Consider the following 24,423-nt stretch of genomic DNA (forward strand, 5'->3'; position numbering starts at 1 on the left):
CTGACGCGGCCGCCGACCCCTACATCGCGGCGATTCTCTGTTCCGTGGGGATCGCCGCGATGTTCCCGGCCCATGGCGCCTTCGCCGGGGGCCTGCACCACGCGGGCACGGTCGCGATCACACTGCTGTTCTTCCTCTACGGCCTACAACAGCGGCGACGGCGCCGGAAACGACAGCCGGCTGGAGATAGACCGCTTCCTCAACGTCGCCAAGGGCGACGGCAGCCCCGGAAGCGACATCCTCAACGAGGTGGGCGGCGCGTCCGGCGGCATGTCCCCGGGCTCCTCGAACGGCTCCCTGACCGGCACCTCCACCGACCTGGCCCCCGCGGAATCCGACGACGAGTAGCCGGGCCGCCGCCATGGTCAGAGCAGGAAGACGAGCATGGCGGCGACCGCCACGTCGATCACGCCGCAGGCTTCGGCGTAGGAGCGGGAGACGACCTTGTCGAGCTTCAGGTGGACGGCGTCCCACACTCCGTGCAGGAGCCAGCCGGCCGCCACCAGGTAGCGGCCGAGGTCGGGGTCCACCGCCAGGCCCACGAGGGCGATCGCACCGAAGCCGAGCATCCCCGCGGCCTGCGCCCCGAAGGTCGCCCGCCCGTCCGGCGTCCCGGCCACGGCGCCCCAGACGAGCAGCACCAGAGCGGTGGCCACGATGACGGCCGACAGCGGGACCACGTCCAGCAGGTCGATCGCGACGATGGCCACGACCAGGGACCCGACGGCGGGCCAGGACGCCCCGCGCCGGCCGATCCGGTCGAGGATCAGGTACTCCAGGGGCAGCAGGAGCATCAGCTCGCCGAACCCGGACACCGCCTCGTCCAGATCGCCGAGACCGCCGCCCAGGATGAGCGCCGCGGCGGCGAGGGCCACCGCCGTGGGCCAGCGTCGCAGCAGCGCGCGGCCCCGGCCGCGGTGCGCGATCTCCTGTTCTTGCACGGTGTTCCTCCTCGGGTGGGCGACGCCTCCACCCTGGGGCAGGGCGGATGTCCCCGGTAGTGACGGACCACCACGTGCGCGGATGACATCTGTCATGCGGATACCGGACAAACGACACCCTGCCCGGGAGGCCGTCCGCTGGAACAATGACGGCGTGCGCACAGGAGCCGACGAGACGGGGCTGGCGGGGTTCCGCCGCTACACCTGGTGGGCGGTGCCTGGCACCAACGTGGGCGTCCTGATCCTCTTCACCGGCGAATGGATCCTGGACGGCGACGTGCCGATCCAGCCGCGCGCCTTCAGCGCCGCCGCGCTGGCGGTCGAGGCCGCGGCGGTCGTGGCCCTGCTGAACGCGCGGCTGTCGGCCGGTTCGCGGCCCCGTCCGCCCGCCGGCTGGCCGGCCGCCGGAGCGCTGGCCGCGCTCGTCCTCGCCGTCTGCCCCCTGGCCGTGCGCAACTACGGGCTGTGGCCGATCGCACCCGCGATCATGACGGCGGTCGCCGCGACCTACCTGGACCGCCGGCGCCGGCGCCGGCTGGTCGCCGGCGCGGTCCTGGCAGCGGCGCTGCCCGGCGGCGCCGTCAGCCTCCTGAGCGGGGACGGCGACCTGGCGTACGCCGCGCTGTTCCCACCCGGAATCACCGCGTTCGTCGTCTGGGCCATGCTCGGCCCCCTGTGGGCCTGGGACATCGCGGGACGGCTGGAGGAGGCGCGCCGCCTGTCGGCCGAACTCGCCGTCAAGGACGAGCGCCTCCGGTTCGCCGCCGACCTGCACGACATCCAGGGCCACCACCTGCAGGTCATCGCCCTGAAGAGCGAACTGGCCGCCCGGCTCGCCGGGACCGACCCGTCGCGGGCCGCCACCGAGATGCAGGACGTCCGGCAACTGGCGGCCGACGCGCTCCGCGACACCCGCGCGGTGGTCCTCGGCTACCGCCGCACCAGCCTGGACGACGAGATCGCCAACGCCACCCGGATCCTCGCCTCCGCCGGCATCGACGCCCGCACGACCGCGGAGCCCGCCGCCATCGGCGACACCGCCCGCCACCTTCTGGGCCTGGTGATGAGGGAGGCGACCACCAACCTCCTCCGCCACAGCCGGGCGCGCCTTGCCTTCGTCGACTACCGCGTCACCGGCGGAGTCGCCCGCCTCCGGGTGGGCAACGACGGCGCGTCCGAGCCCGGCGACGCCCCCGGCACCGGCCTGCACGCCCTCGCCGACCGCTTGCGGGCCGCGGGCGGCGACCTCACCTGGACCCGCGACGCCGACCGCTTCGAACTCACGGCGTCACTGCCCGCCGGGAACGGCGAGGACCGATGATCCGACTTTTGATCGCCGACGACGAGGACCTGCTCCGCAGCGCCCTGGCCTCCCTCCTCGCGCTGGAGGACGACCTCGCGGTGGTCGCCGAGGCGTCCACCTCCACCGACGCGGTCCGCCTGGCCCGCGAGCACACTCCGGACATCGCGGTCCTGGACCTGGAGATGCCGCCCGCCGACGGCCTGCGCGCCGCCGAGGAGATCAGGGCCGAACTGCCGACCCAGATCGTCCTGGTCACCCGGCACGCCCGTCCCGCCGTCCTGCGCCGCGCCCTGGCCGCCGGCGTTCGCGGCTTCGTCCCGAAGACGACCTCCGCGTCCAGGCTCGCGGAGATCATCCGCGACGTCGCCGCCGGCCGCCGCTACGTCGACCCCGACATCGCCGCGGCCGCCCTCACCGAGGACGACTGCCCCCTCACCGACCGCGAACTGGAGGTCCTGCGCGCCGCCCGCACCGGAGCCTCGGTCAACGAGATCGCGGCCCAGGTCCACCTGGCCCCCGGCACGGTCCGCAACTACCTCTCCACCGCGATGACCAAGCTCCAGGCCCCCACCCGCCACGCCGCCGCCCACCGGGCCTGGCAGCAGGGCTGGATCTGACGCACGGTTCGATCGCCCGGGCCGTGGACGTTCCGCGTCGACCGGCACCACCCGCGCATCCCGGCCGGCCCCCGGTCCGCTCCCCGGCACCTACGTCTGCGGGTGGGGACGGGATGGTCGGCTATTGGAGCGCCTTCGCCCGCTCCGGCGACCCGAACCACCGGGGGCGCGCCGCGCTGGCGGCCCGGCACCGCGCCGCTGAGCCTCGCGCCGGGAGCGATCCGGACCGTGGGCGCCGCGGCGGAGCACCACTGCGGGTTCTGGAGGACGACGGCCCGGTGACCGCGGCACCGCTCCCGGCGGCGAGACCCCGCCGGGGCGCGCGTGCGCGCTGCGATGATGGGCGGACCGCCGGCGGCGGGACCCGACCCGGCCGGGGGTCCGGGGCCGTGCCCGGCCCGCCCCGAGGGAGCCGCCATGACGATCAAGGTGCTCGTCGCCGACGACCAGGACCTGGTCCGGGCCGGGTTCTGCATGATCATCGACGCCCGTGAGGATCTGGAGGTCGTCGGCGAGGCGGGCGACGGCGAGCAGGCCGTCCGGGAGGCCGCCCGGCTGCGCCCCGACGTCGTCCTGATGGACGTGCGGATGCCCGGTACCGACGGCATCGCCGCCACCCGGCGGATCACCGCCGCGGCGGACCCGCCCAAGGTCATCATCCTGACCACGTTCGACCTGGACGAGCCGCTCTACGCCGCGCTGCGGGCCGGGGCGAGCGGCTTCCTGCTCAAGGACGTGCGCCCGCCGGAACTGGCCGACGCCGTCAGGGTGGTCTCCCGGGGCGAGGCGCTGCTCGCCCCGACCGTGACGCGCCGGCTCCTCGACCGGTTCGTGGCCGTCCAGCCGGCCGAACCCGTCCGGCCCGGACGGCTGTCGGAACTGACGGACCGCGAGGCGGAGGTGCTCGCGCTGGTCGCCCGGGCCGCCTCCAACGCCGAGATCGCCGGATATCTGTCCCTCGCCGAGGCGACCGTGAAGACCCACGTCTCGTCCGTCCTGCGCAAGCTCGGCGCCCGCGACCGCGTGCACGCCGTCGTGATGGCCTACGACCTCGGTATCGTCCGCCCCCGCCCCTCACCCTGAAGTCGCATCCGCAGAACCCCTCGCGCGGCCGAGGCCCCGCGGGACCGCGGCGCCCTAGCCTGATCACAGGAAGTGAGAACGTCATCACGAAGGGCAGGCGGGTTTCATGTTCAGGTCACGGCGGGTGCACGAGGACGAAGCGTGGGAAGGCGTCGTCGCCGGCAAGTCCCGCAACATGCCGGACGGGTCGAATCTCTACCACTACCTCAAGGTCACCTTCACCGACGGCAAGACCGGGAAGGTCCGCGTCGAAGGGCCCCTCTGGGAGTCGGTGACCCCCGGCGACCGGATCGTCAAGCGGGCCGGATCCGACCCCGTCAAGAAGTAGCGGCAGCGGGCTCCGCGCCGCCTCGGCCGTCCCCACGATCGATCACCGGAGGAACCGGATGCGCAAGGTCGTGCTCTACCACCTGATGTCGCTGGACGGGGTCGCCCACGAGGACGGCGACTGGCTCGCCGACGACGGTCCCCAACTGGTCGACTACCTCGAACGGGTCATCGCCGCACAGGACGACGTCCTGCTGGGGCGCGGAACGTACGACTACTGGGTCGGGCAGTGGCCCGGGTCGGACTTCCAGCCGTTCGCCGACTTCATCAACGGCACCCACAAGCACGTCGCCACCTCCAGCGCGTTCAGTAGGGAATGGGCGAACTCCACCCGAGTCACCACCGACGTCCACGACTACGTCACCGCCATGAAGCAGGAGCCCGGCGGCGACATCGGGCTCCACGGCAGCATCGAACTGGCCCGCTCGCTGCTGCGGGCCCGACTCGTCGACGAGTTGCGCCTGGTCGTCGCCCCGTCCGTGGTCGGACACGGCAGGCGGGTGTTCGACGGAGATCGCGTCCAGTCGTGGAGGCTGGCCGAAGTCGAGCGGGGCAAGAACGGCACGCTGTTCCTGGACTACAGCCGCTGACGGGACGCCCCGGCGGACCGGCCCGTGCGGGTCCACGGCCAGGTGATCAGAGCCCAGCCGAGCAGGATGGCCACCGCCTCGACCAGCACGTACCAGGGCCAGGGGCCCATCACGTCCAGGACGGAACCGGTGCCGGGCTTGGCGTTGAGGTACCCGTAGTTCGTCCCGGCGCTCAGGTTGAAGACGAACGTGGCGACGGCCCACGCCAGGGTGACGGCGACCGCGAACCCGTAGTCGCCCCAGCCCGGCCGCATCCCGAGCCCCCAGGTCAGGTACACCGCGGACCACACGATCATCAGGTGCATCCCGAAGAAGCCCAGATAGTCGATACCGGGGTAGTCCGCGCCGTTGAGCGCCGGGGTGAGCAGGGCCTGCACCGACAGGGTGAGGCCCCAGAAGTACGTCAGCGCGAACCATCGCCGGCCGAGTGTCCACAGCGCGCCGACCGAGGCCGGCCAGGCCACGTCGCACAGCTGGAGAGGCAGCGAGCCTCCGATCCGCCACTGCCCGGGGAGCAGCGCGTGGACCTGCGTGCCGATCATCACGTACACGATCGCCAGCGCGTACGCCCTGCCGAAGCCCCGCGCCTGGCCGCCGAACCCCGCGCCCGGCTCCGCCTCCGCCCGCTGGGCGCGGCCGACGAGCACGAGGCCGGCGCAGCCGACCGCGAACAGCCCGAGCGCCGCCCAGTGCGAGGGCCCGTACGCGGTGAAGCGGCCGGCGACGGTCAGCGGCATGCGGCGATGCCCACCGGACCGGCGGAGGCTCGCCGCACGCGGACCGCCGTCATCGGAGCAGGGCCGAGTGGTCGGGGACGTAGGTCTGCATGTCGCGCGGCGGCCGCTCGTAGCCCTTCGGCGGCGGCCGCTCGGGGAGCCGCGGCCGCGGCGGCTCCACCGTGCGGTAGGGGATCGTCGACAGCAGGTGAGCGATCATGTTGATCCGTGCGCGCCGCTTGTCGTCGCTGTCCACGACGTACCAGGGCGCTTCGGGAATGTCGGTGTGCACGAACATCTCGTCCTTGGCGCGGGAGTAGTCCTCCCAGCGGGTGATGGACTCCATGTCCATCGGCGACAGTTTCCACCGCCGCATCGGGTCGGCCAGGCGGCCGCGGAAACGGCGCTCCTGCTCGGCGTCGCTCACGGAGAACCAGTACTTGCGCAGGAGGAGCCCGTCCTCGACCAGCAGCCGCTCGAAGATGGGGCACTGGTGCAGGAAGCGCGTGTACTCCTGCTTGGAGCAGAAGCCCATGACGCGCTCGACGCCCGCCCGGTTGTACCAGGAACGGTCGAACAGGACGATCTCCCCGGCGGCGGGCAGATGCTCGGCGTAGCGCTGGAAGTACCACTGGGTGCGCTCGCGGTCGGTCGGGACGGGCAGCGCGACGATCCGGGCGACGCGGGGATTGAGGTGCTCGGTGACCCGCTTGATCGTGCTGCCCTTGCCGGCGGCGTCCCGTCCCTCGAACACCACGACGACGCGGGCGCCTTCGCTGCGCACCCACTCCTGGAGATTCACCAACTCCGACTGGAGGCGGGCCAGCTCCGGCTCGTACACGCGCCGGGGCAGCCGCTTGACCTTGCTCATGGGGAGGTTCCTACCCAGGGGGACGCCCTGTCCGCCGTCCCGCATGCGGCGCGTGCCCCGGCGGGAAGGTGCCCACCACACCCGCCCGGCCCCGCCATGCGTCCGACGCCGTGGCCACCTATCGCTCAAGGCCGAACGCCGCGGAGACCCGCCGGGCGAGGTCTTCCTCGGTGACCGCGGGGTCCACCCTGAGCCCGGTCAGGTCCAGGTCCCGGGTCTGCTCGGTGAGCCGGTCGGTGAACATCGCGTCGCGCTGGAGCAGGTTCCGCAACGCTTGCCGCGGGTCACCGGTCTTGGCGATGAACCCCCACGCCGTGCCGCCGCGGCCGTCGAAGACCGCCTGGCGAAACCCGGGGGTGGGCAGCAGCCACACGGCGTGGTCCGTCTCGGTGAGCAGGGGCCGGACGAGCTCGGGCAGCAGCCGGAACCCCTCGGCCAGCACCGGCCGGTCGGCGGGAAGGGCGAGAAGGTCCTCGACGATCAGATCGAACCCCTCGCCCCGGTACCAGTGGAAGGTGTCGAGCATCTCGCGGGGGCTTCTGGCCACCCACCGCTCATCCATGTCCATGGCCGCGAACCCGCGCAGGTAAGGAGCCCGTTCCCCTGGCATGCGGCGCGCGTGGTCGGGCATCACCGCGTCGGTGTCGTACAGATGCATCCCGTACCGGTGGGCGATGTGCCGGGCGATGGTGGACTTTCCTGCCCCGCTGCCGCCGCCGATCCAGAAGACGTGCCGTAGACGCTCCCGTGCGACGTCGGGGTGAGCCCCTTCGGTCAAGGCGGAGTCCATTCGTCGGCTCCTCGCGAGTGCCTATCGGCAGTCCCACCGCTGCTGCGGCGTTCGGCAATCTGGCAGAGGCCAGCGTACTGACGGGCGATCCTGCTCCAGGGGTACCCGCTGACGCGCGTTGCCGTCCGGAACTGGGCTCCTGGTGCCGCCCGGACGGCCGGGCCGCCCGGCGGGTCATCCCTTGACGGTCAGTAGCGGCCGCAGCTCGACCACCGGGTCCGCGACGCCGGCCCGTCCGAGGCTGGTCACGACGGGGCCGATGTCCTTGTACACCCACGGCGCCTCCTGCTTGAGGTCGCGCCGCCAAGCGGCCATGACGTCCGCGCGGCGGGTGACCGCGGGGTCGCGGTGGTCGAGGGGCGTGACCACGCGGAACTCGGCGAGGAACGCGTCGAGTTCCGCGTCGCCGGCCCGGGACGCGGCTCCACGCGGAACGCGGCGGCCGGCGCCGTGGCACGCGCTCGCCAGCGTCCGCGGGTTGCCGTGCCCGCGCAGCACGTGGCTGGCCGCCCCCATCGACCCGGGCACGATCACCGGCTCGCCCCACATCCCGTACGGCCCACCCGCCATCTCCGCGTACCCGCCCGCAGGCGTGGCGCCCTTGCGGTGCACCACCGACCCGTCGTCGTGCCGCCACAGCAAATTGTGGGGGGCGTCGTAGACCAGGTCGCCGGTGAGGTCACCGCACTCCGCGGCGAGCCCCTGGCGCATCATGAGCGAGAGGAAGAACCGGTTGCCGACCGCGAAGTTCGCGGCATTGCCGAACGCGTCGAGATAGCGCCGCAGCGCCCGCTCGTTCCGCTCCCCGGAGAGGATCGGAAGGATCTTGTTGTCCGGCATCGGGACGGACGCCGGCCACGCCTTCCGCGCCTGCTCCAGGCCGTCGGAGTTCGCCTGGTGCCCCAGCGACAGTGAGCCGCTGTGCACCATCAGCACGACCTGGCCGAGCTCGAACCCCCAGGCGTAGGCGGCCTGCCGGTCGTGGACCGACGCGACGTACTGCAGCTCGGCGAAGTGGTTGCCGCCGCCGACGCTGCCGATGATGCTGTCGTAGCTGGTGCCGCCCGCACTGTCGATCCAGTCGCGGAACGGCTCGGCGGTCGTGGTCGGGTACCGCTCGCCGTGGATCCGGCCCGGCCGCCCGTCCTCGGGCCGGTGCTGCGACCAGATTCCGTTCGCCGGATCCCCCGGGACCCCGAGCAGGCCGGGCAGCCCGTCGCGGAGCAGGGCCTCCCGCTGGACCCCCGACAGCGCGATCCGCCGGCCGCCCTCGAAGAACAGGTGGCGCAGGCGGCCTTCCAGGGCGTCCAGCCGGGGACGGACCTGGTCGACGGTGAGCGAGGTCGTCTCCAGGCGCATGCCGCAGTTGATGTCGTTGCCGACCGCCTGCGGGATCAGCGCACCGCTGGTCCGCAGCACGGTGCCGATCGGGATCCCGGCACCTTTGTGGAGGTCCGGGGTGAGCGCGACGCGGTCGATACTCGCGCCCTCGTGCCCGGTCGCGTCGGCGAGCCGCGCCAGTGTGTCGGCGGTCTGGAGCACGGTGAGGACCTCCTCGACCGCGCTGGGCTCTATCGGCACGTCGGCACCGGCGCAGATGTCGACGGGGATGTCCCACCGGTTGGGGAGACGGAGCCAGTCGTCGTGGTCACGAACGAGGCGCGGGTCTTGCGGGAGCGCGGTCATGGGCTCTTCCTTGGTGGCTGCTGGATTTCGGGCATGGCTCACACACGTGATCGTCCATAGAGCGGACGCACGGGACATCGCTCGGTAGGCGATGGAATCCCCGGGGTTCAGCAGCCGCGAGGTGCAACGAACACTAGCCGTGGCCCGGCGGCCCGGCCAACCGAATATGTCCACGGCCCGCGTCCCGGGATCGCCCTGCTCCTCGGGCCGGTGTGACCGACTTCTCCGGGGCCGCTCCCGGCGGCATGCGAACGGCGGGGAGGGGTGAACCTCCCCGCCGCCGGGTCAGCCAGAGTCGGTCTTCCGGCTCTGGATCAGCGCCGCCCCGCAGGAGGCGACGAGGATCAGGCCGACCGCCGCCAGCCCCAGAAGGCCGGGGGCGGTCTGCGCCACGACCATCCCCAGGAAGGTCCCGAGGAGGGTCCGCAGCGGTAGGAGCATCACGGTGGTCGACGTGCGCAGGCCCATGCCGTAGGCCTTCACCATGACGACTCCGCTGAGAAGCGCGAGGAACATTCCGCTGCCCGCGCAGACCAGCAGATACGGCCAGCGGCCACTGGTCATGCCCGTCCAGCCGCCCTCGAGCGCCCACGCGCCCACTCCGAGAACGGCGATGGCGGGAATGCCGGCCAGGGTGTTGATCTTGCCGCCGACATTCTTGTCCAACGCGTTCAGTTTCTCGTGGACATAGGCGTAGGTGGCCGCAGTGATGATCATGCATCCCAGGGGCAGCACCCAGTTCGGAACGGGGTGCCCGAGGACGTGGATCTCAGGGATCGCATCGGTGAAGGTCCCTCCGCCTTCGCCGCCGGTCGTGTCGGTCGCCAGGGCCCAGATGCCGAGCATGCCCAGGATCGGCCACATGGCGGTCGAGTATCTCCCGTTCCTGGCGTCCTGCACGGCAGTGGAACCGACCATGAAGATGGCGCTGAACAAGAATGAGAGCGGCTGCAGGAGCTGCAACTGAACCCACCTGAGGCTGTACTGGTAGGTCATGTTGTTCGCCCCCAGGCACAAGCCCATCAGGAGGGCCGGCCCCCATAGGGACCAGCGACTTCGCAGCGACGGTCGGAAGAAGAACCAGAAGACCGGCGTTCCGAAGAGCATGGCGACGCAAGCCGCCGTCATCGGGCCCACGTTCCTGGTCACGCCCAGGAGCACCAGGACGAAGCCGTTGACGACGCCCGCGGTGTTCGCGGCCATGACCATCGTGAGCACTTTTTTGTCCGCGGCGCGGAGATCGCTTAACAGCGTCCCCCGGTACCTGCGGGCGCCTGCGAGGAACTCTCGCGGGCGCCAACTTTTCCTTTTCACGGGACCCCCTTGTTTGTTGGGGCGCACAAAGGGATCCCGAGAACGTGAGTCCCGGCCCTTGCTGCGCCCGCTTCCGCTGGACGACTGAAGAGCCGGGAGGCTTTTCAGTTATAGGTTGCGCCGCAATCTTACCAGAACGGCGCCGGGAAATACAGGGTCGGCGATCCATTTCGATCGCTGTTACGGGTATCCGCTATGGATCGCCCGATTGGAGCCTTGGAACAGCGCGACCGGATATGGCCGCGGCCTCGAATTCCCGTATCCGCCCCCTTTCTCGGAATCTAGGACCGCATCCGCTGCGCCAAGGACATCGGCCTGCGCAACCTGCCCCTGCACAGCGCCGCGGCCAACCAGGTCTGGCTCGAACTCGTAACGCTCGCCGCGGACCTGACCGCCTGGGCCCAGATGCTCGCCTTCGCTGACCATCCGGCCCGCCGCTGGGAACCCAAACGCCTGCGACTGCGGATCTTCTCGGCCGCCGGGCGCCTGGTCCGCGGCGGCAGGCGCCTCCGGCTCCGGCTGGCCCGGCACTGGCCCTGGAGCGGCCTGATCGCCTCGGGGCTAACCCCGGTGTTACCCGGTGCGCCCTCCGTAGGGGGCGCACCGGGCTTGTGTGGGCCCGTAAAGCGGTACCACCATCCCCCGGCTACCAGGACGCCAGTGACTGCTGAGCCTTGAGGAAAGCCACCGGCGTAGCCAACACCAAGAAAGCTGCAACAACGACAGGAGAGGCACACCGAGAACCGCATGGGTCCTACATTCGTGACCGGCATGACGACGCCCCACCAGCGGCGCCGCGGGGGGAGAGGCGAAGATGCTCGCCGGCCTCGACGAGGGAAAACAGTGCCGCACAGCTCGGCGCCGTCGCCGAGGCCCGCGTCAGCGCGAGCTGGTGGGACGAGCCGGTCACTGGCATCGACCCACGAGGGCCTGGACCCACGAGGGCCTGGACCGTCGAGGTGCTGTGGCGCGCCCGCGACACTGCCCGGCGTGTGTTGACCTACCACAGCCATCCCGCTCCACGCCGCCCCGTTCCCCCAAAGCTTCGCCGTGGCCTTCATCGAGGCTGTTTGACGTCCGAAAGGAGCACTCCGGACAGGTCGGCTACCGTCCTCGGAGATCGCTGTGCATCGTTGTCCAAGGGGTGATCAGGTATCAGCCAGGTAGATGCCGGTGTTCTCGCTCCGGGTTTGATCACGGAGTGCCTGAAGGTCGTAGACGATGACTCGGCGTCGCCCTGTCTCGATCCAACCGTGTCGGCGCAGCGTGCTCAGCGCCTTACTGACCGCTTCTCTGGATGCGCCGACCCAGCCGGCGAGTTCTTCCTGTGAGAGGTTGAGAGTGATCCGAATACCATCGGACTTCATTGCTGTTGGGTCCTCGTAGGGGGCACCGAAGCGCTCGGCCAACTCGACCAGACGCGCAGCAACGCGGCTAGTGGCGTCGAACCTGCCCAGCTCGACTCGTTGGCTGTCGGCCTCTCGCCACAGTCGACAAAGTGTTCGCAGGATCACGACCGATACCCGGCCATTCGCCTGCAGGAAATCCATGAACGAAGCCCGGCTGAGGATGATCGCCCGGGCTGTCTCGAGCGCGGCCACACTCGCGGAGTGCGGCTTTTCGTCGATGGCGGCCACTTCACCGATCAGGGCTCCGGGTCCTCGAACAGCAAGTAGCACCTGGCCGCCCTGCTCGATGAAGGAGTATGCCTTGACTCTGCCTTCGAGTAGAACGGCAACCGCGGTCGAGGACTCTCCCTCCATGCAGAGCAACTCACCGCGCTCGTACCTACGTTCTCGACCGCGGGCGGTGAGGTCATCGCGTTCCACGGTGGTGAGCTCGGCCAGAAAGGAACCTGGTTCGAGCTTGGTCATGGCGCCTGTTCCGGCAAGGGATGACCAGCTATGACGTCATCGTCTCCATGCGGGGGCGTGATCATGCTCCCAGGGGCGCCGAGACAGCTTGAGCGTCGGCAGTGGCGCCGCTGATCACGCCGATTGCGCCGATCGATCTTGCTGGCCAGCCGTTTGGCGCGCATATCAGTCCAAAAGCTTAGCCGGTCCTTAGAATTTTGCGGCATTACCGCCTTCGCGAACCGGCTACAGGCGACCACGAACATGGTGAGTCCGCCGATCACCGTGCTCAGTGCGATGAGCCAGTTGGGGACGCCGTCGGGCAGAAGAGACCCGAACACCGCCGGGTCACCACAAGGGACCGGGCGAGAAGCCGGCTACCCAACGCGCAGTGAACAGTACATTTGGCGACATAGGGCCTCCTCGCGATCAACCCAGCCTGAAAAGCCCAGCAGTGCATGAGGAATCGCGACCCAGATGAAGCACAGTGGAAGCGGACCGCATCAGCCTCCGACGACCGGACGAACGGTCCGACTGTAAGGCAACGTACGATGGAGTGGGAAGACCCAAATGAAGGCACAAAAAGGTAGGGCCTTCAGGCTTCCACCTCTGAAGATCCCTACCTTGTGCGGCAGTGTCCAGGCTGGGTTGGCGCGAACAAGCTGCTGACCTGCAGCATCCAGCACCAGACGGCCTCTGTCTGTGAAGAAATACCAGAACGGCTCCAGCAAGCACCATGCGCAGCGCCATCGTCCAGACAAGAATGAACTGTACCTACGGCCAAGCGGCAAGCCTCAGGCTGAACTCGGCTCCTCGCTTGCGACGCTGATCTGCTTGATCTTGTGCCGATCGATGCCGTGCTTGCCGGCCGAGGTATCGCTGCGGCAGTGCCCACCCCGGCCCATTCAGGCTCGCCAGGTACTCGGCCAGCATGGTTTGCGCCGGCGTCTGCTCCACTTCGGTGCAGATCGGCTCGGCCCGTTCCGTTCCGGTACGTACGCCTTCCGCGGATGCTGGAGACGAGGGTGCATGGCGGGTGAGGGTCATCAGCAACTCGAACGAGCCGACCAACGCCAGGGCGGGCCAGGCGCTGACCAGCGCGCCGATGGGCCCGTGTTCAGCGCCGTGCGCCACGTTGGCGCCCACCGTGGCGCAGATCCCCGCAGCCAGGCTCCACACGGCCAGCGCCGGTACGGGCCGGTCGCGACGGGTGGCGTCCAGGATCACCATGGATGCCGCCCAGATGAGCCCGTCCACGGTGAAGGGGACCAGCTGAGCCGTCGCACCGGTCTCGCCGTGGGAGCGGACCAGGTCGAGCATGTGCGCGTAGGAGATGAGCGCGGCGACGACGGCGACCGCCACCACTGCCAGCGCCGTGGTCGCCTTGATCAGTCGATCGGTCACCCAGATCGAGAACACCCTGGAGAAGCTCGGCATCCCGCTGTGGGCGTCCGACGAACCGATCAACCTCAACGGGAAACGCTCCTCCCAGGTCCTCACACGGCGGGTGAAGCAGGGGGTGGCCGAGTGGTACGTCCTGGAGATGCTGGAGAAGTCCTGGGGTGGGTTCGAGATCCACACCGAGCAGGGCTTCAAGGCGGGCGGCCTCCGTACGGTTACCTGGCCCAGAAGGTCCCTCATCCGGTCGCCGCCCGCCGCGAACAGGGCGCGACCAAGCACGTCCTGATCCCCGATCCAGTGCGCGGGCCGGTCGTCCAGACGATCTTCGAGATCCGCATCGCCGAACGCCTCGGTTGTGAGGCGATCGCCGACCGGTTGAACGTCGATCTGGAGCGGTACCCGGCGCCTGTCGCCACGGCGAAGACCCGCACCGTGGGCAGATGGACCTACTCCTCAGTTCGAGACGTCCTGTCCAATCCCAAGTACACCGGCTACATGGTGTGGAACCGAAAGGCGACCTCCTCGACGGGGGGAAGGCACAACCCGCCCGAGGCGTGGGTGTGGTCCAGCGAACCCACCCACCCGAATCTCGTCAGCGTCAAGACCTTCGTCGAAGCACAGCAAGTCGCACTGGTCCGGAGACGGTCTCGCAGCCGCCCGGCCGAACCGATGCCGAAGACACCGAACACCCGTGCGTCCTGCGGTCCTACATCACCTGTGCCGACTGCGAACGCCGGATGTTCGGCAAGAACGATCGGGGGCGGCTGTACTACGTCTGCAGCCCGAAACGCTCTCACCTGCCTGAAGGGCATCCCGCGGTCGTGCGGATCCGTGAAGAGCCTCTCATCGCGGGGCTGAACGACTTCTTCAATCGGGAGATCTTCGGTGCCCATCGCCGGGAGCGTCTTGAGACGCTGCTCGTCCGGCTGGACGATCGACACCTCCGTGAACACGAAGCGCATGTCGCAGCCCTGGAAACCAAGATCGCGGACCTCGGCCGTCGCCGGGCGCGGGTGCTGGATCCGCTCGAACAACTGGATGATCCCAGCCAGGCGTTCGCCCAGAACATCAACGAACGCGCCGCTCAGATCGCCGCCGACCTGGAAGCCGCACAAGCCAAGCTACGAGAAGTCCGGAGTACGGCGCCCCCGCGCCCCTACCCTGAACTGCTGGATCTGCTCCCGGCCGGAGCGATCGATCTGGGGCGGGTTCCGTTGCCGGTGCTGCGGCGGCTGCTGGACGTGTTCCGGCTGTGGATGCGCTACGACCGGAAGACCGGCCTCATGGACTGCGAAGTCACGATCACGTCCGAGATCGTCGGCACCCAGCACGACGCGGCGGCTGCGGCGATCGGGACCTCCGAAACGGGATCGCGCGCCGGTCTACGGCGTACCCCCTACCGGATTCGAACCGGCGCTACCGCCTTGAAAGGGCGGCGTCCTAGGCCGCTAGACGAAGGGGGCCCGTTGTGGCGGAGATGGGCGCCACTCGACTCGCCAAGTCTAGAGGACGCGGCGGGGCGGCGCGCAAACGGTTACCTCGGGGAGGGGGAGCGGGACGGGGTGGCGGTGGAGGACGGGGTGGGGGACGGGGTGCGGGACGGCCAGTCGGACGGGAACTCCGAGGGGAACGGGGACGTCGGGGACGCGGGTGGGGACGCGGCCGGCGGCTGGAGCCTGAGGGTGCGGTCCGGGGCGGGTTCGAGGTGGCGCTCGATCTGGGCGGAGGTGAGGCCGAGGCCGCCGAGGCGGAGGTCGTCCCAGCCCTGGAGGCGGTGGCTGGCGCGGCTGAAGTAGAGGACGGACAGCTCGATGGGGGTGGGCTCCTCGTGTTCGAGGCCGCGGAGGCCGGCGCCGCCGGTGGAGCCCTGGACGAAGAGGCGGGTGCCGGTGGGCAGGAGCTTGGTCGAGCGGGCGTGGGCGTGGCCCGCGAGGACCATGGGGGCGACGCCGGAGAAGCCCTCGCCCTCGGTGGGGTCGTGGGTGACGACGAGGTCGGGGAGTCTGCCCGCCTTGCGGAGTCCGTCGGCGTGCCGGAGGCCCTCGGCGCGGAGCTGGTCGCCGCCGACGTAGTCGTCGCGGGTGCTCTTGTCGGGGGTGAAGCGGGGGTCGCCGAGCCCGTAGATGCGCAGGCCCGCGACCTCGCGGGTCGCGCCGTCCAGGACGATGGCGTTCTTCTCCCGCTCGACGGCCTTCTGGGTCGCCCTGGAATCGTGGTTGCCGCGGACGTAGACGTAGGGGACCTTCAGGGCGGAGATCTCGTCGGCGAACTTGTCCTCGGGCTTGCTGCCGTGGTCCATCAGGTCGCCGCTGTCGACGATGACGTCGACCTTGAACTGGGTGCTGACGGACTTGATCACGTTCCAGGCGGCGGGGTTGAGGTGGATGTCGGAGACGTGCAGGACGCGGATGGTGGAGGGGTCGGGCTCGTAGGTGGGCAGGGTGGAGGTGGTGGCGTACAGCTCGGAGATGTTGCCGACGAGGCGGGCGAGCTGGGCGCGGTAGGCGGAGAAGCGCTCGACGATGCTGCGGGCGTCGCCGACGACCTGGGGGGCGTTGGCGAGCAGGCCGGTGTAGCGGGGCTCGGCGATGGACTGGGGGTTGAACGTCCCCCACGTGATGAGGGTGACGGCGACGAGGCCGCCGGCGGCGGAGCCCAGGCCGAGCAGGGCGCGCCGCCAGGAGCGGAAGAGGGCGAGGGACGCGACGAAGCTCGTGGCCAGGCCGATGAGGACGGCGCGCAGGAGGAGCTCGGCGAGGCCGTGCCGGAGCTGGCCGGCGATCTGGTCGGTGAGGCGGTCGAGTTCGGTCTCGTCCTCGATCAGCTTCTTGGCCTGGTCGGGGCGCAGGTCGGTGAGGCGGGCCTCCAGGGAGACGGGTCCCCCGTGGGTGTCGAGCCGGAGGGAGCCGAGCGGGGGCAGCTTTAGCGTCGTCCCCCCGTGGAGGGACGGGTGCAGGGTGAGCTGGACGTCGGCGGGCCCGACGGGGGTGACGTAGCTGCCGCCGGCGAGGAGGCCGAGGTAGCCGCCGGCGAGGCCGACGATGACGACGAGGGAGAACCGCGTCCAGCGGCTGGTGAGGACGGGCCGGGCGCGGCGGGTGACGGGCGAGCAGGCGGCGCGGGCGCGCGCGGCCTGTGCGCGCGCGGCGGCGAGAGCCTGGGTCGACGCGGCGCGGACCTTGGGCACGTGTTCCCCTTCTGTCGAGCAGAATGATCGGTGTGATGGAGTTGTCGCGAGAGGCGTTCGAGGACCTCGTGGCGGAGGCTCTCGACAGTGTGCCGCCCGAGCTGATCGCCCACATGCGCAATGTCGTCATCGTCGTGGAGGACGATGCGCCGGAGCGCGGCCTTCTCGGCCTGTACCAGGGCATCCCCCTCACCGAGCGGGGCGACTGGTACGGGGCCGTCCTGCCCGATCACATTTCGATCTACCGCCACGAGATCCTCCGGATCTGCGACACCGCGGAGGACGTGGTGGAAGAAGTCCGGATAACAGTCGTACACGAGATCGCGCACCACTTCGGGATCGACGACGAGCGGCTGCACGAACTCGGATATTGATCCGGGAAATGCGCACTGTAGGTCACGCGACTGCCACGCAGCGTGAGTTAATAGGGGAGGGCGCCCGGCACCGGGCGGGCTGAACTGGAGCGTGCGTGGCGGGAAGGCAGACCGGCCGGCATCGTCGTCCGCCGGGTGAGCAGGCGACCTACCGCGAGGTGTTCGCGGTGGGGGAGTTCCGCGCTCTCTGGCTCGCGCAGGCCCTGTCGTTCGTCGGCGACCAGCTCGCGCAGGTCGCTCTCGCGGTGCTCGTGTACGACCACACCCGGTCGACGCTGCTCACGGCGCTGATGTACGCGCTGACCTACCTCCCGCCGATCGTGGGCGGGCCGGTGCTGTCCGGGCTGGCCGACCTGTTCCCGCGCCGGACGGTCATGGTCGTCTGCGACGTCCTGCGGGCCGGGCTGGTGGCGGTGATGGCGCTCGTGCCGATGCCGGTCGCGGGGCTCGCGGGGCTGGTGTTCCTGACGGTGCTCCTGGGGACGCCGTTCTCCGCCGCCCGCGCCGCCGTCATGCCGGACGTGCTCGAAGGCGACCGCTATGTGGCGGGGTCGGCGATAGCGAGCGTCACCCAGCAGATCACACAGGTGCTGGGCTTCCTCGTGGGCGGCGCGGCCGTCGCCGTCGTCGGTACCTACGAGGCCCTCGGACTGGACGCGCTGACGTTCGGCGCGTCCGCCGTCGTCCTGATCGGCGGGCTGCGGCGGCGGCCCGCGCAGCGGCGCAGGGAGCCCCAGTCGCTCGGGCTGTGGCGCGGGACGCGCGACGGCGTGCGGCTCGTGTTCGGCGACCCGGTGCTGCGGTCGCTGGTGCTGTTCGCGTGGCTGTGCGCGTTCTACGTGATCCCCGAGGGCCTGGCCGTCCCGTACGCGGCGACGTTCGGGGGCGGCGCGGTGACGGCCGGGCTGCTGCTGGCGGCGATGCCGGCGGGGATGGTGGTGGGCTCGCTGCTGTTCAGCCGGTTCGTCCGTCCGGCGAGCCGGCTGCACGTCATGGGGTGGATGTCGATGCTCGCGTGCCTGCCGCTGATCGGCGCGGGCGCGCATCCGCCGCTGTGGTGCGTCGTGGCGCTGTGGGCGCTGTCGGGCGTCGGCGGCGCCTACCAGCTCGCCGCCAACACCGCCTTCGTGGGGGCGGTGCCGGCGTCGGGACGGGGGCAGGCGTTCGGGCTGGCCCAGTCCGGCATCCTCGCCGGGCAGGGCGTCGGCATCCTCGTCGGCGGCGCCGCGGCCCAGGTGCTCGGGCCGGAGACGGTGGTGGCGCTCGCCGGCGTCGTCGGCCTGTCGGCCGCCGCGATACTGACCCTGGGCTGGAACCAGGTCCGCGGCGGCGTCATCGCGGGGGCGCGGGAGCATGTCGAACCCGTCGTCGTCACCCCCTCCGCCGGGGGCGGCGACGAGCTGTCCGGCATCCCGGCGTCCTAGACGTGGGTGCGGTTCTTGTTGACCGCGTCCTTCCCCTTCTGCATCGCGTCCTGGACCTTCGGCGAGTCGCTCGCCTTCTTGAACAGGTCCTCGGCGACCGACTTCTGGGCGCCCTCCTCGGGGATGAGCAGCCACGCGATCGCGTAGAGCGCGATGCCGGCGCCGCCGAAGACCGTGAAGATCGCCAGGCCGATCCGGAGCAGGTTGGGGTCTACGCCGAGGAACCGGCCGGCGCCGGAGCACACGCCGGCGATCATGCGTCCCTCGCTCGTGCGGCGGAGTTGCTTGCCCGTGGTCTTGTCCATGTCCATGCCTCGATCATGCCCAGCGAAAGGTAACTCTGACATCCGGATTCGCCCTGATTCGTCCCTGATTGGACCCTTGCCCCGTCAGGGTCGGGCCCCCGACGTACCCTCGTCGCGGACGGCCCCGGACGGAGGAGACCCCGCATGGACGTGCTGCGCGTAGACGACCGCCTCACCGGCGAGGAGCGGATGGTCCGCGACACCGTGCGCGCCTTCACGGCGGAGAAGGTGGCCCCTCACCTGGCGTCCTGGTTCGAGGACGGGACGTTCCCCGCGCGCGAGCTGGCGCCCGAGCTCGGCAGACTGGGCCTGCTCGGCATGCATCTGGAGGGCTACGGCTGCGCCGGGACGAGCGCCGTCGCCTACGGGGTGGCGTGCCGGGAGCTGGAGGCGGCCGACTCGGGGCTGCGCAGCTTCGTTTCCGTCCAGGGGTCCCTGGCGATGGCGGCGATCCACAAGTACGGGTCGGAGGACCAGAAGAACGAGTGGCTGCCGAGGATGGCCGCAGGGGAGGCGATCGGCTGCTTCGGGCTGACCGAGCCCGACCGCGGCTCCGACCCCGGCGACATGCTCACCCGCGCCGCGCGGGACGGCGCCGACTGGGTGCTGGACGGCGCCAAGATGTGGATCACCAACGGGTCGATCGCCGACGTCGCCGTGGTGTGGGCGCGCACCGACGACGGCATCCGCGGCTTCCTCGTCCCCAGGGGCACCCCGGGGTTCACGACGAGCGACATCCACCGGAAGCTGTCCCTGCGGGCGTCGGTCACCTCCGAGCTGGTGCTGGACGGTGTGCGGCTGCCCGAGTCGGCGATGCTGCCCGGCGTGCGGGGCCTGAAGGGCCCGCTCGGCTGCCTCTCGGAGGCCCGGTACGGGATCCTGTGGGGCGCCGTCGGGGCCGGGCGGTCCTGCTACGAGGCGGCCGTCGGCTACGCCAGGACCCGCGAGCAGTTCGGCAGGCCGATCGGGTCGTTCCAGCTCACGCAGGAGAAGCTCGCCTGGATGGAGGTCGCCCTCGGTCAGGCCGGCCTCGTCGCCCTGCACATCGGGCGGCTCAAGGACGAGGGGAACGTGACCCCGCAGCAGGTCTCGTTCGGCAAGCTCGCGAACGTCCGCGCCGCGCTGGACGTCGCCCGCGAGGCCCGGACCGTCCTCGGCGCCAACGGGATCACCCTCGAATACCCGGTCATCCGGCACATGAACAACCTGGAGAGCGTCCTGACCTACGAGGGCACCCAGGAGGTTCACCTGCTGACCCTGGGGAAGGCCGTCACCGGTCTGGACGCCTTCCGTTAAGCATTGCTTGAACCCTCCGCGTAGGGTTATTCACTGGACGTTCTGCATCCGACCTGGGCAGACTCGCCAGGTCGGACGATCTACACGAGGGAGCGGCATGAGAGTCGGCATCGTCGGGGCCACCGGACAGGTCGGGGCCAAGATGCTCGAGATCCTGGCCGAACGAGGATTTCCGGTCGACGAGCTGCGGCTCTTCGCCTCGGCGCGCTCCGCGGGCCGCAGGCTTCCGTGGAACGGCACCGAGATCACGGTCGAGGACGCGACGGCCGCCGACTACACCGGCCTCGACATCGTGCTGTTCTCGGCGGGCAAGACCACGTCCAGGGAGCTGGCCCCGAAGGTCGCCGCCGCCGGCGCCGTCGTGATCGACAACTCCTCGGGCTGGCGGATGGACCCGGACGTCCCGCTGGTCGTCGCGGAGGTCAACCCGCACGCCGCGACGCAGCGCCCCAAGGGCATCATCGCCAACCCGAACTGCACCACGATGGCCGCGATGCCGGTGCTGCGCCCCCTGCACGCCGAGGCCGGGCTGACCGCCCTCGTCGTCTCCACCTACCAGGCCGTCTCCGGCAGCGGCCTCGCCGGCGTCGCCGAGCTGCACGACCAGGCATCCAAGATCGTCCAGACGGCCGACCGGCTGACCCACTCCGGGACGGCCGTGGACTTCCCCGAGCCGTCGGTCTACGTGCGCCCGATCGCGTTCAACGTGCTCCCCATGGCGGGCTCGATCGTCGACGACGGCCTCGCCGAGACCGACGAGGAGCAGAAGCTCCGCAACGAGAGCCGCAAGATCCTGGAGCTCCCGGACCTGAAGGTGTCGGGCACCTGCGTGCGCGTCCCCGTCTTCACCGGCCACTCCCTGCAGGTCAACGCCCGCTTCGAGCGGCCGCTCAGCCCCGAGCGCGCGAGCGAGCTGCTGGCGGGCGCTCCCGGCGTCGTCCTCTCGGACGTGCCGACGCCGCTCCAGGCCGCCGGCCAGGACCCCACCTACGTGGGCCGCATCCGCCGCGACGAGACGGTCGAGAACGGCCTCGCCCTGTTCTGCTCCGGCGACAACCTCCGCAAGGGCGCGGCCCTCAACACGGTCCAGATCGCCGAGCTGATCGCCGCCGAGGGCTAACCGCGCCCCCGCACCTCCAGCGACCCGAGAAGGGCGGCGGTGCTCCGCGCGATCTCCTCCACGGCCCGATCGAACGCCTCCGCGTTATGCGAGGCGGGCGCCCGGAACCCGGAGATCTTCCGCACATACTGGAGCGCCGCCGCCCGCACGTCCTCATCAGTGACGTCGTCGGAGTACGGCGGTCGAAGCGTCTTGATACTGCGGCACATGTTCCTAGCATCGCACTCCTCCTTCGGGCACGGGCCCTCCATCGTCGTGAGGGTGGTGCGGCTGCGCTGAGGCGAACCAGAAAACGCCCCCTCTGGCACAGCCAGAGGGGGCGTTCGGGCGGGGGGCGGGCCCCGTCTCTTCTCGCGGTGCACGGATCGGCCGAGATCGTCCCGTGCGGTCGCCGGTGAACGGCCCTTGGGGGGTGGGGGGTCGGGCTGTTCACGAGTGGATCGCGGCGGGTGGCGGGGTGTCAACGAATCCATCCGCCACTGGATTTTCAGTTGTGTGAACGGTGCCGTGGAAAACTCTGAAACCGGCTCCCGGCCTGCGGTTACTTGGTGATCTTGAGGTTGTCGAGGCCGGCCTCGACGAGGCTGCCTGTCCCGGCGTCGGCGGCTTCGGCGACGATGCGGACGGTCTGGCCGGCGTAGGCGGAGACGTCCGCGGTCTGCGTCTGCCAGGAGCCGGCGCGGTTGGACGCCGCGCCGGTCTGGTTGAGGACGGTCGTGGAGCCGTTCGGCCCGACGACCCGCACGCGCAGGTAGTCGCCGGTGGAGCTGTTGTTCAGGTGGGCGAGGTTCCAGGAGAACGACAGGGTCTTCGAGCCGGCCGGCAGCGCGATCGCGGGCGACTGGACGGTGGTGGTGCCGCCGTCCAGGTCGTTGCTCCCGGCGTCGGTTCCGGCGGCCGCGCCCGTCACGAGGGCGCCGCTGCCGCTCGCGGCGGCGAGTTGGAGGTTGGTGCCGGAGTAGCTGGTCGGCTGGGGGGTGCCGCGCTCCCAGCGGCCCGCGGTGGCGGTGTCGCCGCCGTTCGGGTCGGTCGTCCAGCCGGTGCCCGATTCGAGGTCGTCGGTGAAGACGGTGTCGCCGGGCGGTTCCGTGGTGCCGCCGTCGCCGCCGAGCGTCCAGACGGCGTGGGCGATGGCGTCGGAGTTGCGGTCGAGCGCGGTGTCGTCGATGTTGGCCGAGGTGTCGCAGGACGAGTGGTAGCAGCGGTCGAACGCGACGCCGGCCTGGCCGCCCCACAGCTGCGCCTGCTGGGTCGTCTTGCGTCCCTCGGCGCCGGTGAACAGGCCGCCGGCGGCGATCCCGTACCGGATGAACGGGCCGTAGTCGGAGCGGCCGTCGAACGCGGTGTCCTGGACGGGCACGTTGATCGACTGGAAGTAGGCGCGCAGCGTCTGCTCGATCTGGGCGGAGCCGGCGGGGCCGCCGCTGCCGCTGGAGCCGTCGCCGTCGTAGGCGAAGTAGCCGGGGTTGGGGGAGCCGACCATGTCGAAGTTCAGGTAGCTCTTGATCTTCGACCGCTCGGTGGAGGCGAGGCTGTCGACGTAGTTGGTCGAGCCGACGAGGCCGAGTTCCTCGGCGCCCCACCACCCGAACCGCAGGTGCCGCTTGGGCGCGTACTTCTCGCGGGCGATGGTGAGGGCGATCTCCAGGTTCGCGGCGGAGCCGGAGCCGTTGTCGTTGATGCCGGGCCCGGCCGTGACGCTGTCGAGGTGCGCGCCGGTCATGAGGACGTTGCCCGTGTCGCCGCCGGGCCAGTCGGCGATGAGGTTGTAGCCGGTGGCGCCGTTGTAGGTGAACGACTGGACGCTGGTCTGGTAGCCGGCGGCGTCCAGCTTGCCCTTCACGTAGTCGATCGAGGCGCGGAAGCCGGTGCGTCCGTGGGCGCGGTTGCCGCCGTTGGCGGTGGCGATGCTCTGCAGCTGGGACAGGTGCGCCTTGACGTTGGCGAGCGGGATGTCGGGCGCGGCCGGCGTGGCAGGGGCGGCCGACGCGCCGGACGGGGCGAGCAGGGCCGACGCCGCAAGGGCCGCCGCGCCCAAGGTCGCGATGATGCGCGATCTCACGCGTTCCTCCAGGTGGGGCGCGGCCCGCGACGGGGGAGCGGGCCCCGTCACGGGCCGCGGGCGGGGGGCGGTCAGGCCCTGGTGATGGAGACGTTGTCGATGCCGGCCTCGACGAGGCTGCCGGTGCCGTTGTCGGCGGCGTCGACGAGGATGCGGACGGACTGGCCGGCGTAGGCGGACAGGTCGTACGTCGCCGTCTGCCACGCGCCGGCCTTGTTGGCCGCGGCGCCGCTCTGGTTCAGCACGGTGCTCGACCCGTTCGCGCCGATGACGCGGACGCGCAGGTAGTCGTCGGTCGAGCTGTTGTTGAGGTAGGCGAGGTTCCAGGAGAACCTCAGCGACAGGGTGCCGCTCGGCAGGCTGATCGCCGGCGACTGGACGCTGGTGGTGCCGCCGTCGAGGTCGTAGGTGCCCGCGTCGGTTCCGGCGGCCGCGCCCGTCACGAGGGCGCCGCTGCCGCTCGCGGCGGCGAGTTGCAGGTTGGTGCCGGAGTAGCTGGTCGGCTGGGGGGTGCCGCGCTCCCAGCGGCCCGCGGTGGCGGTGTCGCCGCCGGTCGGGTCGGTCGTCCAGCCCTGCGCGGACTCGAAGTCGTCGGAGTAGACGGTGCCGGGCTGGCCCTGCCCGACGGTCAGCGTGTAGGTGGCGGTGCGGTCGACGGACGCGCCGTCGGCGAGGACGGTCAGCCTGTAGGTGCCGTCAGCGGTCCCGGCCGGGACCCTGACGGTCATGGTGGACGACTGGCCCGAGGTGATCGTGGCCGGGGAGAACGTCGCGGTCGGGCCGGACGGGCTGCTCGTCGCCGACAGCGAGACCTGCTGGGCGCTGCCGCCGGTGGTCTGGGTGCCGACCGTGGCGGTCGCCGTCCCGCCCGCCTGGGCGCTGCCCGAGCCGGGGCTCAGCGTGACCGTGAAGTCGTTCTGCTGGGTGCCGCAGGACGCCTCGCCGCTCTGCGCGGGGACGCTGATCGCGCTCCACGCCGCCTTCACCGCGTTGCACTCGGTGGCCGAGCCGGGGAACAGCTGGAGCGCCGCGTTGACCGTCTCGACGCGGGCGCGGGCGTGGCTCCAGCTCGTCACCTTGCGGCTCAGGCCGCCCATGAAGATCTGGCCGGCCTTCTGGATGCCGATGCCGGTGACGGTGGAGCCGTTGCAGGTCGGGCTGGT

General features: G+C 70.8%; 24 protein-coding genes, 1 tRNA gene and 3 pseudogenes. 14 read left to right on the forward strand and 14 right to left on the reverse strand.

Annotated features, from left to right (window positions below; all coding sequences use genetic code 11):
- Positions 1-72: 72 nt before the first annotated feature.
- Positions 73-348 carry a hypothetical protein gene (locus CHC11_RS41850; RefSeq protein WP_089316932.1) on the forward strand — a complete coding sequence of 92 codons (276 nt, stop codon included), beginning with the start codon at positions 73-75 and terminating at the stop codon, positions 346-348.
- A 17-nt stretch (positions 349-365) separates the two neighbouring features.
- Here the strand turns inward: CHC11_RS41850 and CHC11_RS38970 are convergent, their stop codons facing one another.
- On the reverse strand, positions 366-941 hold the full coding sequence (locus tag CHC11_RS38970; protein ID WP_089316933.1) for a hypothetical protein: 576 nt from the start codon (positions 939-941) through the stop codon (positions 366-368).
- Between the two features lie 154 nt (positions 942-1,095).
- On the opposite strand from CHC11_RS38970, the gene CHC11_RS38975 reads away from it, so the two are divergent.
- From CHC11_RS38975 to CHC11_RS38995, 5 genes are all read left to right on the forward strand, one after another.
- On the forward strand, positions 1,096-2,262 hold the full coding sequence (locus CHC11_RS38975) for a sensor histidine kinase (protein ID WP_245920293.1): 1,167 nt from the start codon (positions 1,096-1,098) through the stop codon (positions 2,260-2,262).
- Complete coding sequence (locus CHC11_RS38980; protein ID WP_089316935.1) at positions 2,259-2,861, forward strand: response regulator transcription factor; 603 nt, start codon at positions 2,259-2,261, stop codon at positions 2,859-2,861. The genes CHC11_RS38975 and CHC11_RS38980 overlap by 4 nt, the downstream gene beginning before the upstream one ends.
- A gap of 417 nt (positions 2,862-3,278) precedes the next feature.
- A complete protein-coding gene (locus CHC11_RS38985) occupies positions 3,279-3,944 on the forward strand; it encodes a response regulator (protein ID WP_089316936.1) in 666 nt (221 codons plus the stop codon).
- A gap of 106 nt (positions 3,945-4,050) precedes the next feature.
- Positions 4,051-4,272 (forward strand): DUF7489 domain-containing protein, encoded by a 222-nt coding sequence (locus CHC11_RS38990; protein WP_089316937.1) that lies wholly within the window; start codon positions 4,051-4,053, stop codon positions 4,270-4,272.
- Between the two features lie 58 nt (positions 4,273-4,330).
- Complete coding sequence (locus CHC11_RS38995; protein ID WP_089316938.1) at positions 4,331-4,861, forward strand: dihydrofolate reductase family protein; 531 nt, start codon at positions 4,331-4,333, stop codon at positions 4,859-4,861.
- Here the strand turns inward: CHC11_RS38995 and CHC11_RS39000 are convergent.
- From CHC11_RS39000 to CHC11_RS39020, 5 genes are all read right to left on the reverse strand, one after another.
- Positions 4,849-5,598, reverse strand: a complete 750-nt coding sequence (locus CHC11_RS39000) for a YwaF family protein (RefSeq protein ID WP_089316939.1) — start codon at positions 5,596-5,598, stop codon at positions 4,849-4,851. The genes CHC11_RS38995 and CHC11_RS39000 overlap by 13 nt on opposite strands.
- 49 nt (positions 5,599-5,647) lie before the next feature.
- The gene (gene ppk2 / locus CHC11_RS39005; protein WP_089316940.1) at positions 5,648-6,448 is read right to left on the reverse strand and encodes a polyphosphate kinase 2; all 801 of its coding nucleotides are present in this window, start codon (positions 6,446-6,448) and stop codon (positions 5,648-5,650) included.
- A 118-nt stretch (positions 6,449-6,566) separates the two neighbouring features.
- A complete protein-coding gene (locus CHC11_RS39010) occupies positions 6,567-7,238 on the reverse strand; it encodes a shikimate kinase (RefSeq protein ID WP_089316941.1) in 672 nt (223 codons plus the stop codon).
- Positions 7,239-7,412: 174 nt separating this feature from the next.
- Entirely contained in the window at positions 7,413-8,924 is a 1,512-nt protein-coding gene (locus tag CHC11_RS39015; RefSeq protein ID WP_179279231.1) for an RtcB family protein, read from the reverse strand.
- Positions 8,925-9,209: 285 nt separating this feature from the next.
- On the reverse strand, positions 9,210-10,127 hold the full coding sequence (locus CHC11_RS39020) for a hypothetical protein (protein WP_179279232.1): 918 nt from the start codon (positions 10,125-10,127) through the stop codon (positions 9,210-9,212).
- Between the two features lie 396 nt (positions 10,128-10,523).
- Here CHC11_RS39020 and CHC11_RS43150 point away from each other — a divergent pair.
- Positions 10,524-10,802 (forward strand): annotated as a pseudogene (locus tag CHC11_RS43150) (transposase); the annotation flags it as partial.
- A gap of 584 nt (positions 10,803-11,386) precedes the next feature.
- Here the strand turns inward: CHC11_RS43150 and CHC11_RS39030 are convergent.
- A complete protein-coding gene (locus CHC11_RS39030; RefSeq protein ID WP_089316945.1) occupies positions 11,387-12,112 on the reverse strand; it encodes a Crp/Fnr family transcriptional regulator in 726 nt (241 codons plus the stop codon).
- Positions 12,113-12,865: 753 nt separating this feature from the next.
- Positions 12,866-13,495: a DUF2637 domain-containing protein gene (locus tag CHC11_RS39035; RefSeq protein WP_245920294.1), complete on the reverse strand. Its 630-nt coding sequence runs from the start codon at positions 13,493-13,495 to the stop codon at positions 12,866-12,868.
- Here CHC11_RS39035 and CHC11_RS41855 point away from each other — a divergent pair.
- From CHC11_RS41855 to CHC11_RS44025, 3 genes and pseudogenes are all read left to right on the forward strand, one after another.
- Positions 13,476-13,778 (forward strand): hypothetical protein, encoded by a 303-nt coding sequence (locus tag CHC11_RS41855; protein ID WP_179279228.1) that lies wholly within the window; start codon positions 13,476-13,478, stop codon positions 13,776-13,778. The genes CHC11_RS39035 and CHC11_RS41855 overlap by 20 nt on opposite strands.
- Positions 13,779-13,789: 11 nt before the next feature.
- Positions 13,790-14,056: pseudogene (locus CHC11_RS44020) on the forward strand (recombinase family protein); the annotation flags it as partial.
- Positions 14,057-14,229: 173 nt separating this feature from the next.
- Positions 14,230-14,277, forward strand: a pseudogene (locus CHC11_RS44025) (hypothetical protein); the annotation flags it as partial.
- Between the two features lie 605 nt (positions 14,278-14,882).
- Here the strand turns inward: CHC11_RS44025 and CHC11_RS39045 are convergent.
- Positions 14,883-14,955 (reverse strand) — tRNA-Glu (locus tag CHC11_RS39045).
- A 71-nt stretch (positions 14,956-15,026) separates the two neighbouring features.
- Positions 15,027-16,679: a metallophosphoesterase family protein gene (locus CHC11_RS39050; RefSeq protein WP_245920296.1), complete on the reverse strand. Its 1,653-nt coding sequence runs from the start codon at positions 16,677-16,679 to the stop codon at positions 15,027-15,029.
- 23 nt (positions 16,680-16,702) lie between these two features.
- Here CHC11_RS39050 and CHC11_RS39055 point away from each other — a divergent pair, with 23 nt between their 5' ends.
- Together CHC11_RS39055 and CHC11_RS39060 are read left to right on the forward strand one after the other, a co-directional pair.
- The gene (locus tag CHC11_RS39055; protein ID WP_425427384.1) at positions 16,703-17,053 is read left to right on the forward strand and encodes a metallopeptidase family protein; all 351 of its coding nucleotides are present in this window, start codon (positions 16,703-16,705) and stop codon (positions 17,051-17,053) included.
- A 95-nt stretch (positions 17,054-17,148) separates the two neighbouring features.
- Positions 17,149-18,477: an MFS transporter gene (locus CHC11_RS39060; protein WP_089316946.1), complete on the forward strand. Its 1,329-nt coding sequence runs from the start codon at positions 17,149-17,151 to the stop codon at positions 18,475-18,477.
- Here CHC11_RS39060 and CHC11_RS39065 read toward each other — a convergent pair.
- On the reverse strand, positions 18,474-18,788 hold the full coding sequence (locus CHC11_RS39065; RefSeq protein ID WP_089316947.1) for a PspC domain-containing protein: 315 nt from the start codon (positions 18,786-18,788) through the stop codon (positions 18,474-18,476). The genes CHC11_RS39060 and CHC11_RS39065 overlap by 4 nt on opposite strands.
- A 138-nt stretch (positions 18,789-18,926) precedes the next feature.
- Here CHC11_RS39065 and CHC11_RS39070 point away from each other — a divergent pair, with 138 nt between their 5' ends.
- Positions 18,927-20,078: an acyl-CoA dehydrogenase family protein gene (locus CHC11_RS39070; protein WP_089316948.1), complete on the forward strand. Its 1,152-nt coding sequence runs from the start codon at positions 18,927-18,929 to the stop codon at positions 20,076-20,078.
- Between the two features lie 97 nt (positions 20,079-20,175).
- Entirely contained in the window at positions 20,176-21,198 is a 1,023-nt protein-coding gene (locus tag CHC11_RS39075; protein WP_089316949.1) for an aspartate-semialdehyde dehydrogenase, read from the forward strand.
- Here the strand turns inward: CHC11_RS39075 and CHC11_RS39080 are convergent.
- The 3 genes from CHC11_RS39080 to CHC11_RS43160 all read right to left on the reverse strand — a co-directional run.
- Entirely contained in the window at positions 21,195-21,407 is a 213-nt protein-coding gene (locus tag CHC11_RS39080; RefSeq protein WP_089316950.1) for a DUF2277 domain-containing protein, read from the reverse strand. The genes CHC11_RS39075 and CHC11_RS39080 overlap by 4 nt on opposite strands.
- Before the next feature lie 332 nt (positions 21,408-21,739).
- A complete protein-coding gene (locus CHC11_RS39085; RefSeq protein ID WP_218826444.1) occupies positions 21,740-23,260 on the reverse strand; it encodes a M28 family peptidase in 1,521 nt (506 codons plus the stop codon).
- A 71-nt stretch (positions 23,261-23,331) separates the two neighbouring features.
- Positions 23,332-24,423 (reverse strand): M4 family metallopeptidase (locus CHC11_RS43160; protein WP_245920297.1); only part of this gene is annotated, 1,092 nt, incomplete at its 5' end.

This window comes from Actinomadura mexicana (genome assembly GCF_900188105.1).
Classification (GTDB): Bacteria; Actinomycetota; Actinomycetes; order Streptosporangiales; family Streptosporangiaceae; genus Spirillospora; species Spirillospora mexicana.

Coding starts and splice junctions, on each gene's coding strand:
- CHC11_RS39080 (WP_089316950.1), bottom strand. CDS start 21,407: ATGTGCCGCAGTATCAAGACGCTTCGACCGCCGTACTCCGACGACGTC.
- CHC11_RS39010 (WP_089316941.1), bottom strand. CDS start 7,238: ATGGACTCCGCCTTGACCGAAGGGGCTCACCCCGACGTCGCACGGGAG.
- CHC11_RS38990 (WP_089316937.1), top strand. CDS start 4,051: ATGTTCAGGTCACGGCGGGTGCACGAGGACGAAGCGTGGGAAGGCGTC.
- CHC11_RS39030 (WP_089316945.1), bottom strand. CDS start 12,112: ATGACCAAGCTCGAACCAGGTTCCTTTCTGGCCGAGCTCACCACCGTG.
- ppk2 (WP_089316940.1), bottom strand. CDS start 6,448: ATGAGCAAGGTCAAGCGGCTGCCCCGGCGCGTGTACGAGCCGGAGCTG.
- CHC11_RS38985 (WP_089316936.1), top strand. CDS start 3,279: ATGACGATCAAGGTGCTCGTCGCCGACGACCAGGACCTGGTCCGGGCC.
- CHC11_RS39020 (WP_179279232.1), bottom strand. CDS start 10,127: ATGGCCGCGAACACCGCGGGCGTCGTCAACGGCTTCGTCCTGGTGCTC.
- CHC11_RS39065 (WP_089316947.1), bottom strand. CDS start 18,788: ATGGACATGGACAAGACCACGGGCAAGCAACTCCGCCGCACGAGCGAG.
- CHC11_RS39075 (WP_089316949.1), top strand. CDS start 20,176: ATGAGAGTCGGCATCGTCGGGGCCACCGGACAGGTCGGGGCCAAGATG.
- CHC11_RS39055 (WP_425427384.1), top strand. CDS start 16,703: ATGATCGGTGTGATGGAGTTGTCGCGAGAGGCGTTCGAGGACCTCGTG.
- CHC11_RS39015 (WP_179279231.1), bottom strand. CDS start 8,924: ATGACCGCGCTCCCGCAAGACCCGCGCCTCGTTCGTGACCACGACGAC.
- CHC11_RS38980 (WP_089316935.1), top strand. CDS start 2,259: ATGATCCGACTTTTGATCGCCGACGACGAGGACCTGCTCCGCAGCGCC.
- CHC11_RS41850 (WP_089316932.1), top strand. CDS start 73: ATGGCGCCTTCGCCGGGGGCCTGCACCACGCGGGCACGGTCGCGATCA.
- CHC11_RS38995 (WP_089316938.1), top strand. CDS start 4,331: ATGCGCAAGGTCGTGCTCTACCACCTGATGTCGCTGGACGGGGTCGCC.
- CHC11_RS39070 (WP_089316948.1), top strand. CDS start 18,927: ATGGACGTGCTGCGCGTAGACGACCGCCTCACCGGCGAGGAGCGGATG.
- CHC11_RS39000 (WP_089316939.1), bottom strand. CDS start 5,598: ATGCCGCTGACCGTCGCCGGCCGCTTCACCGCGTACGGGCCCTCGCAC.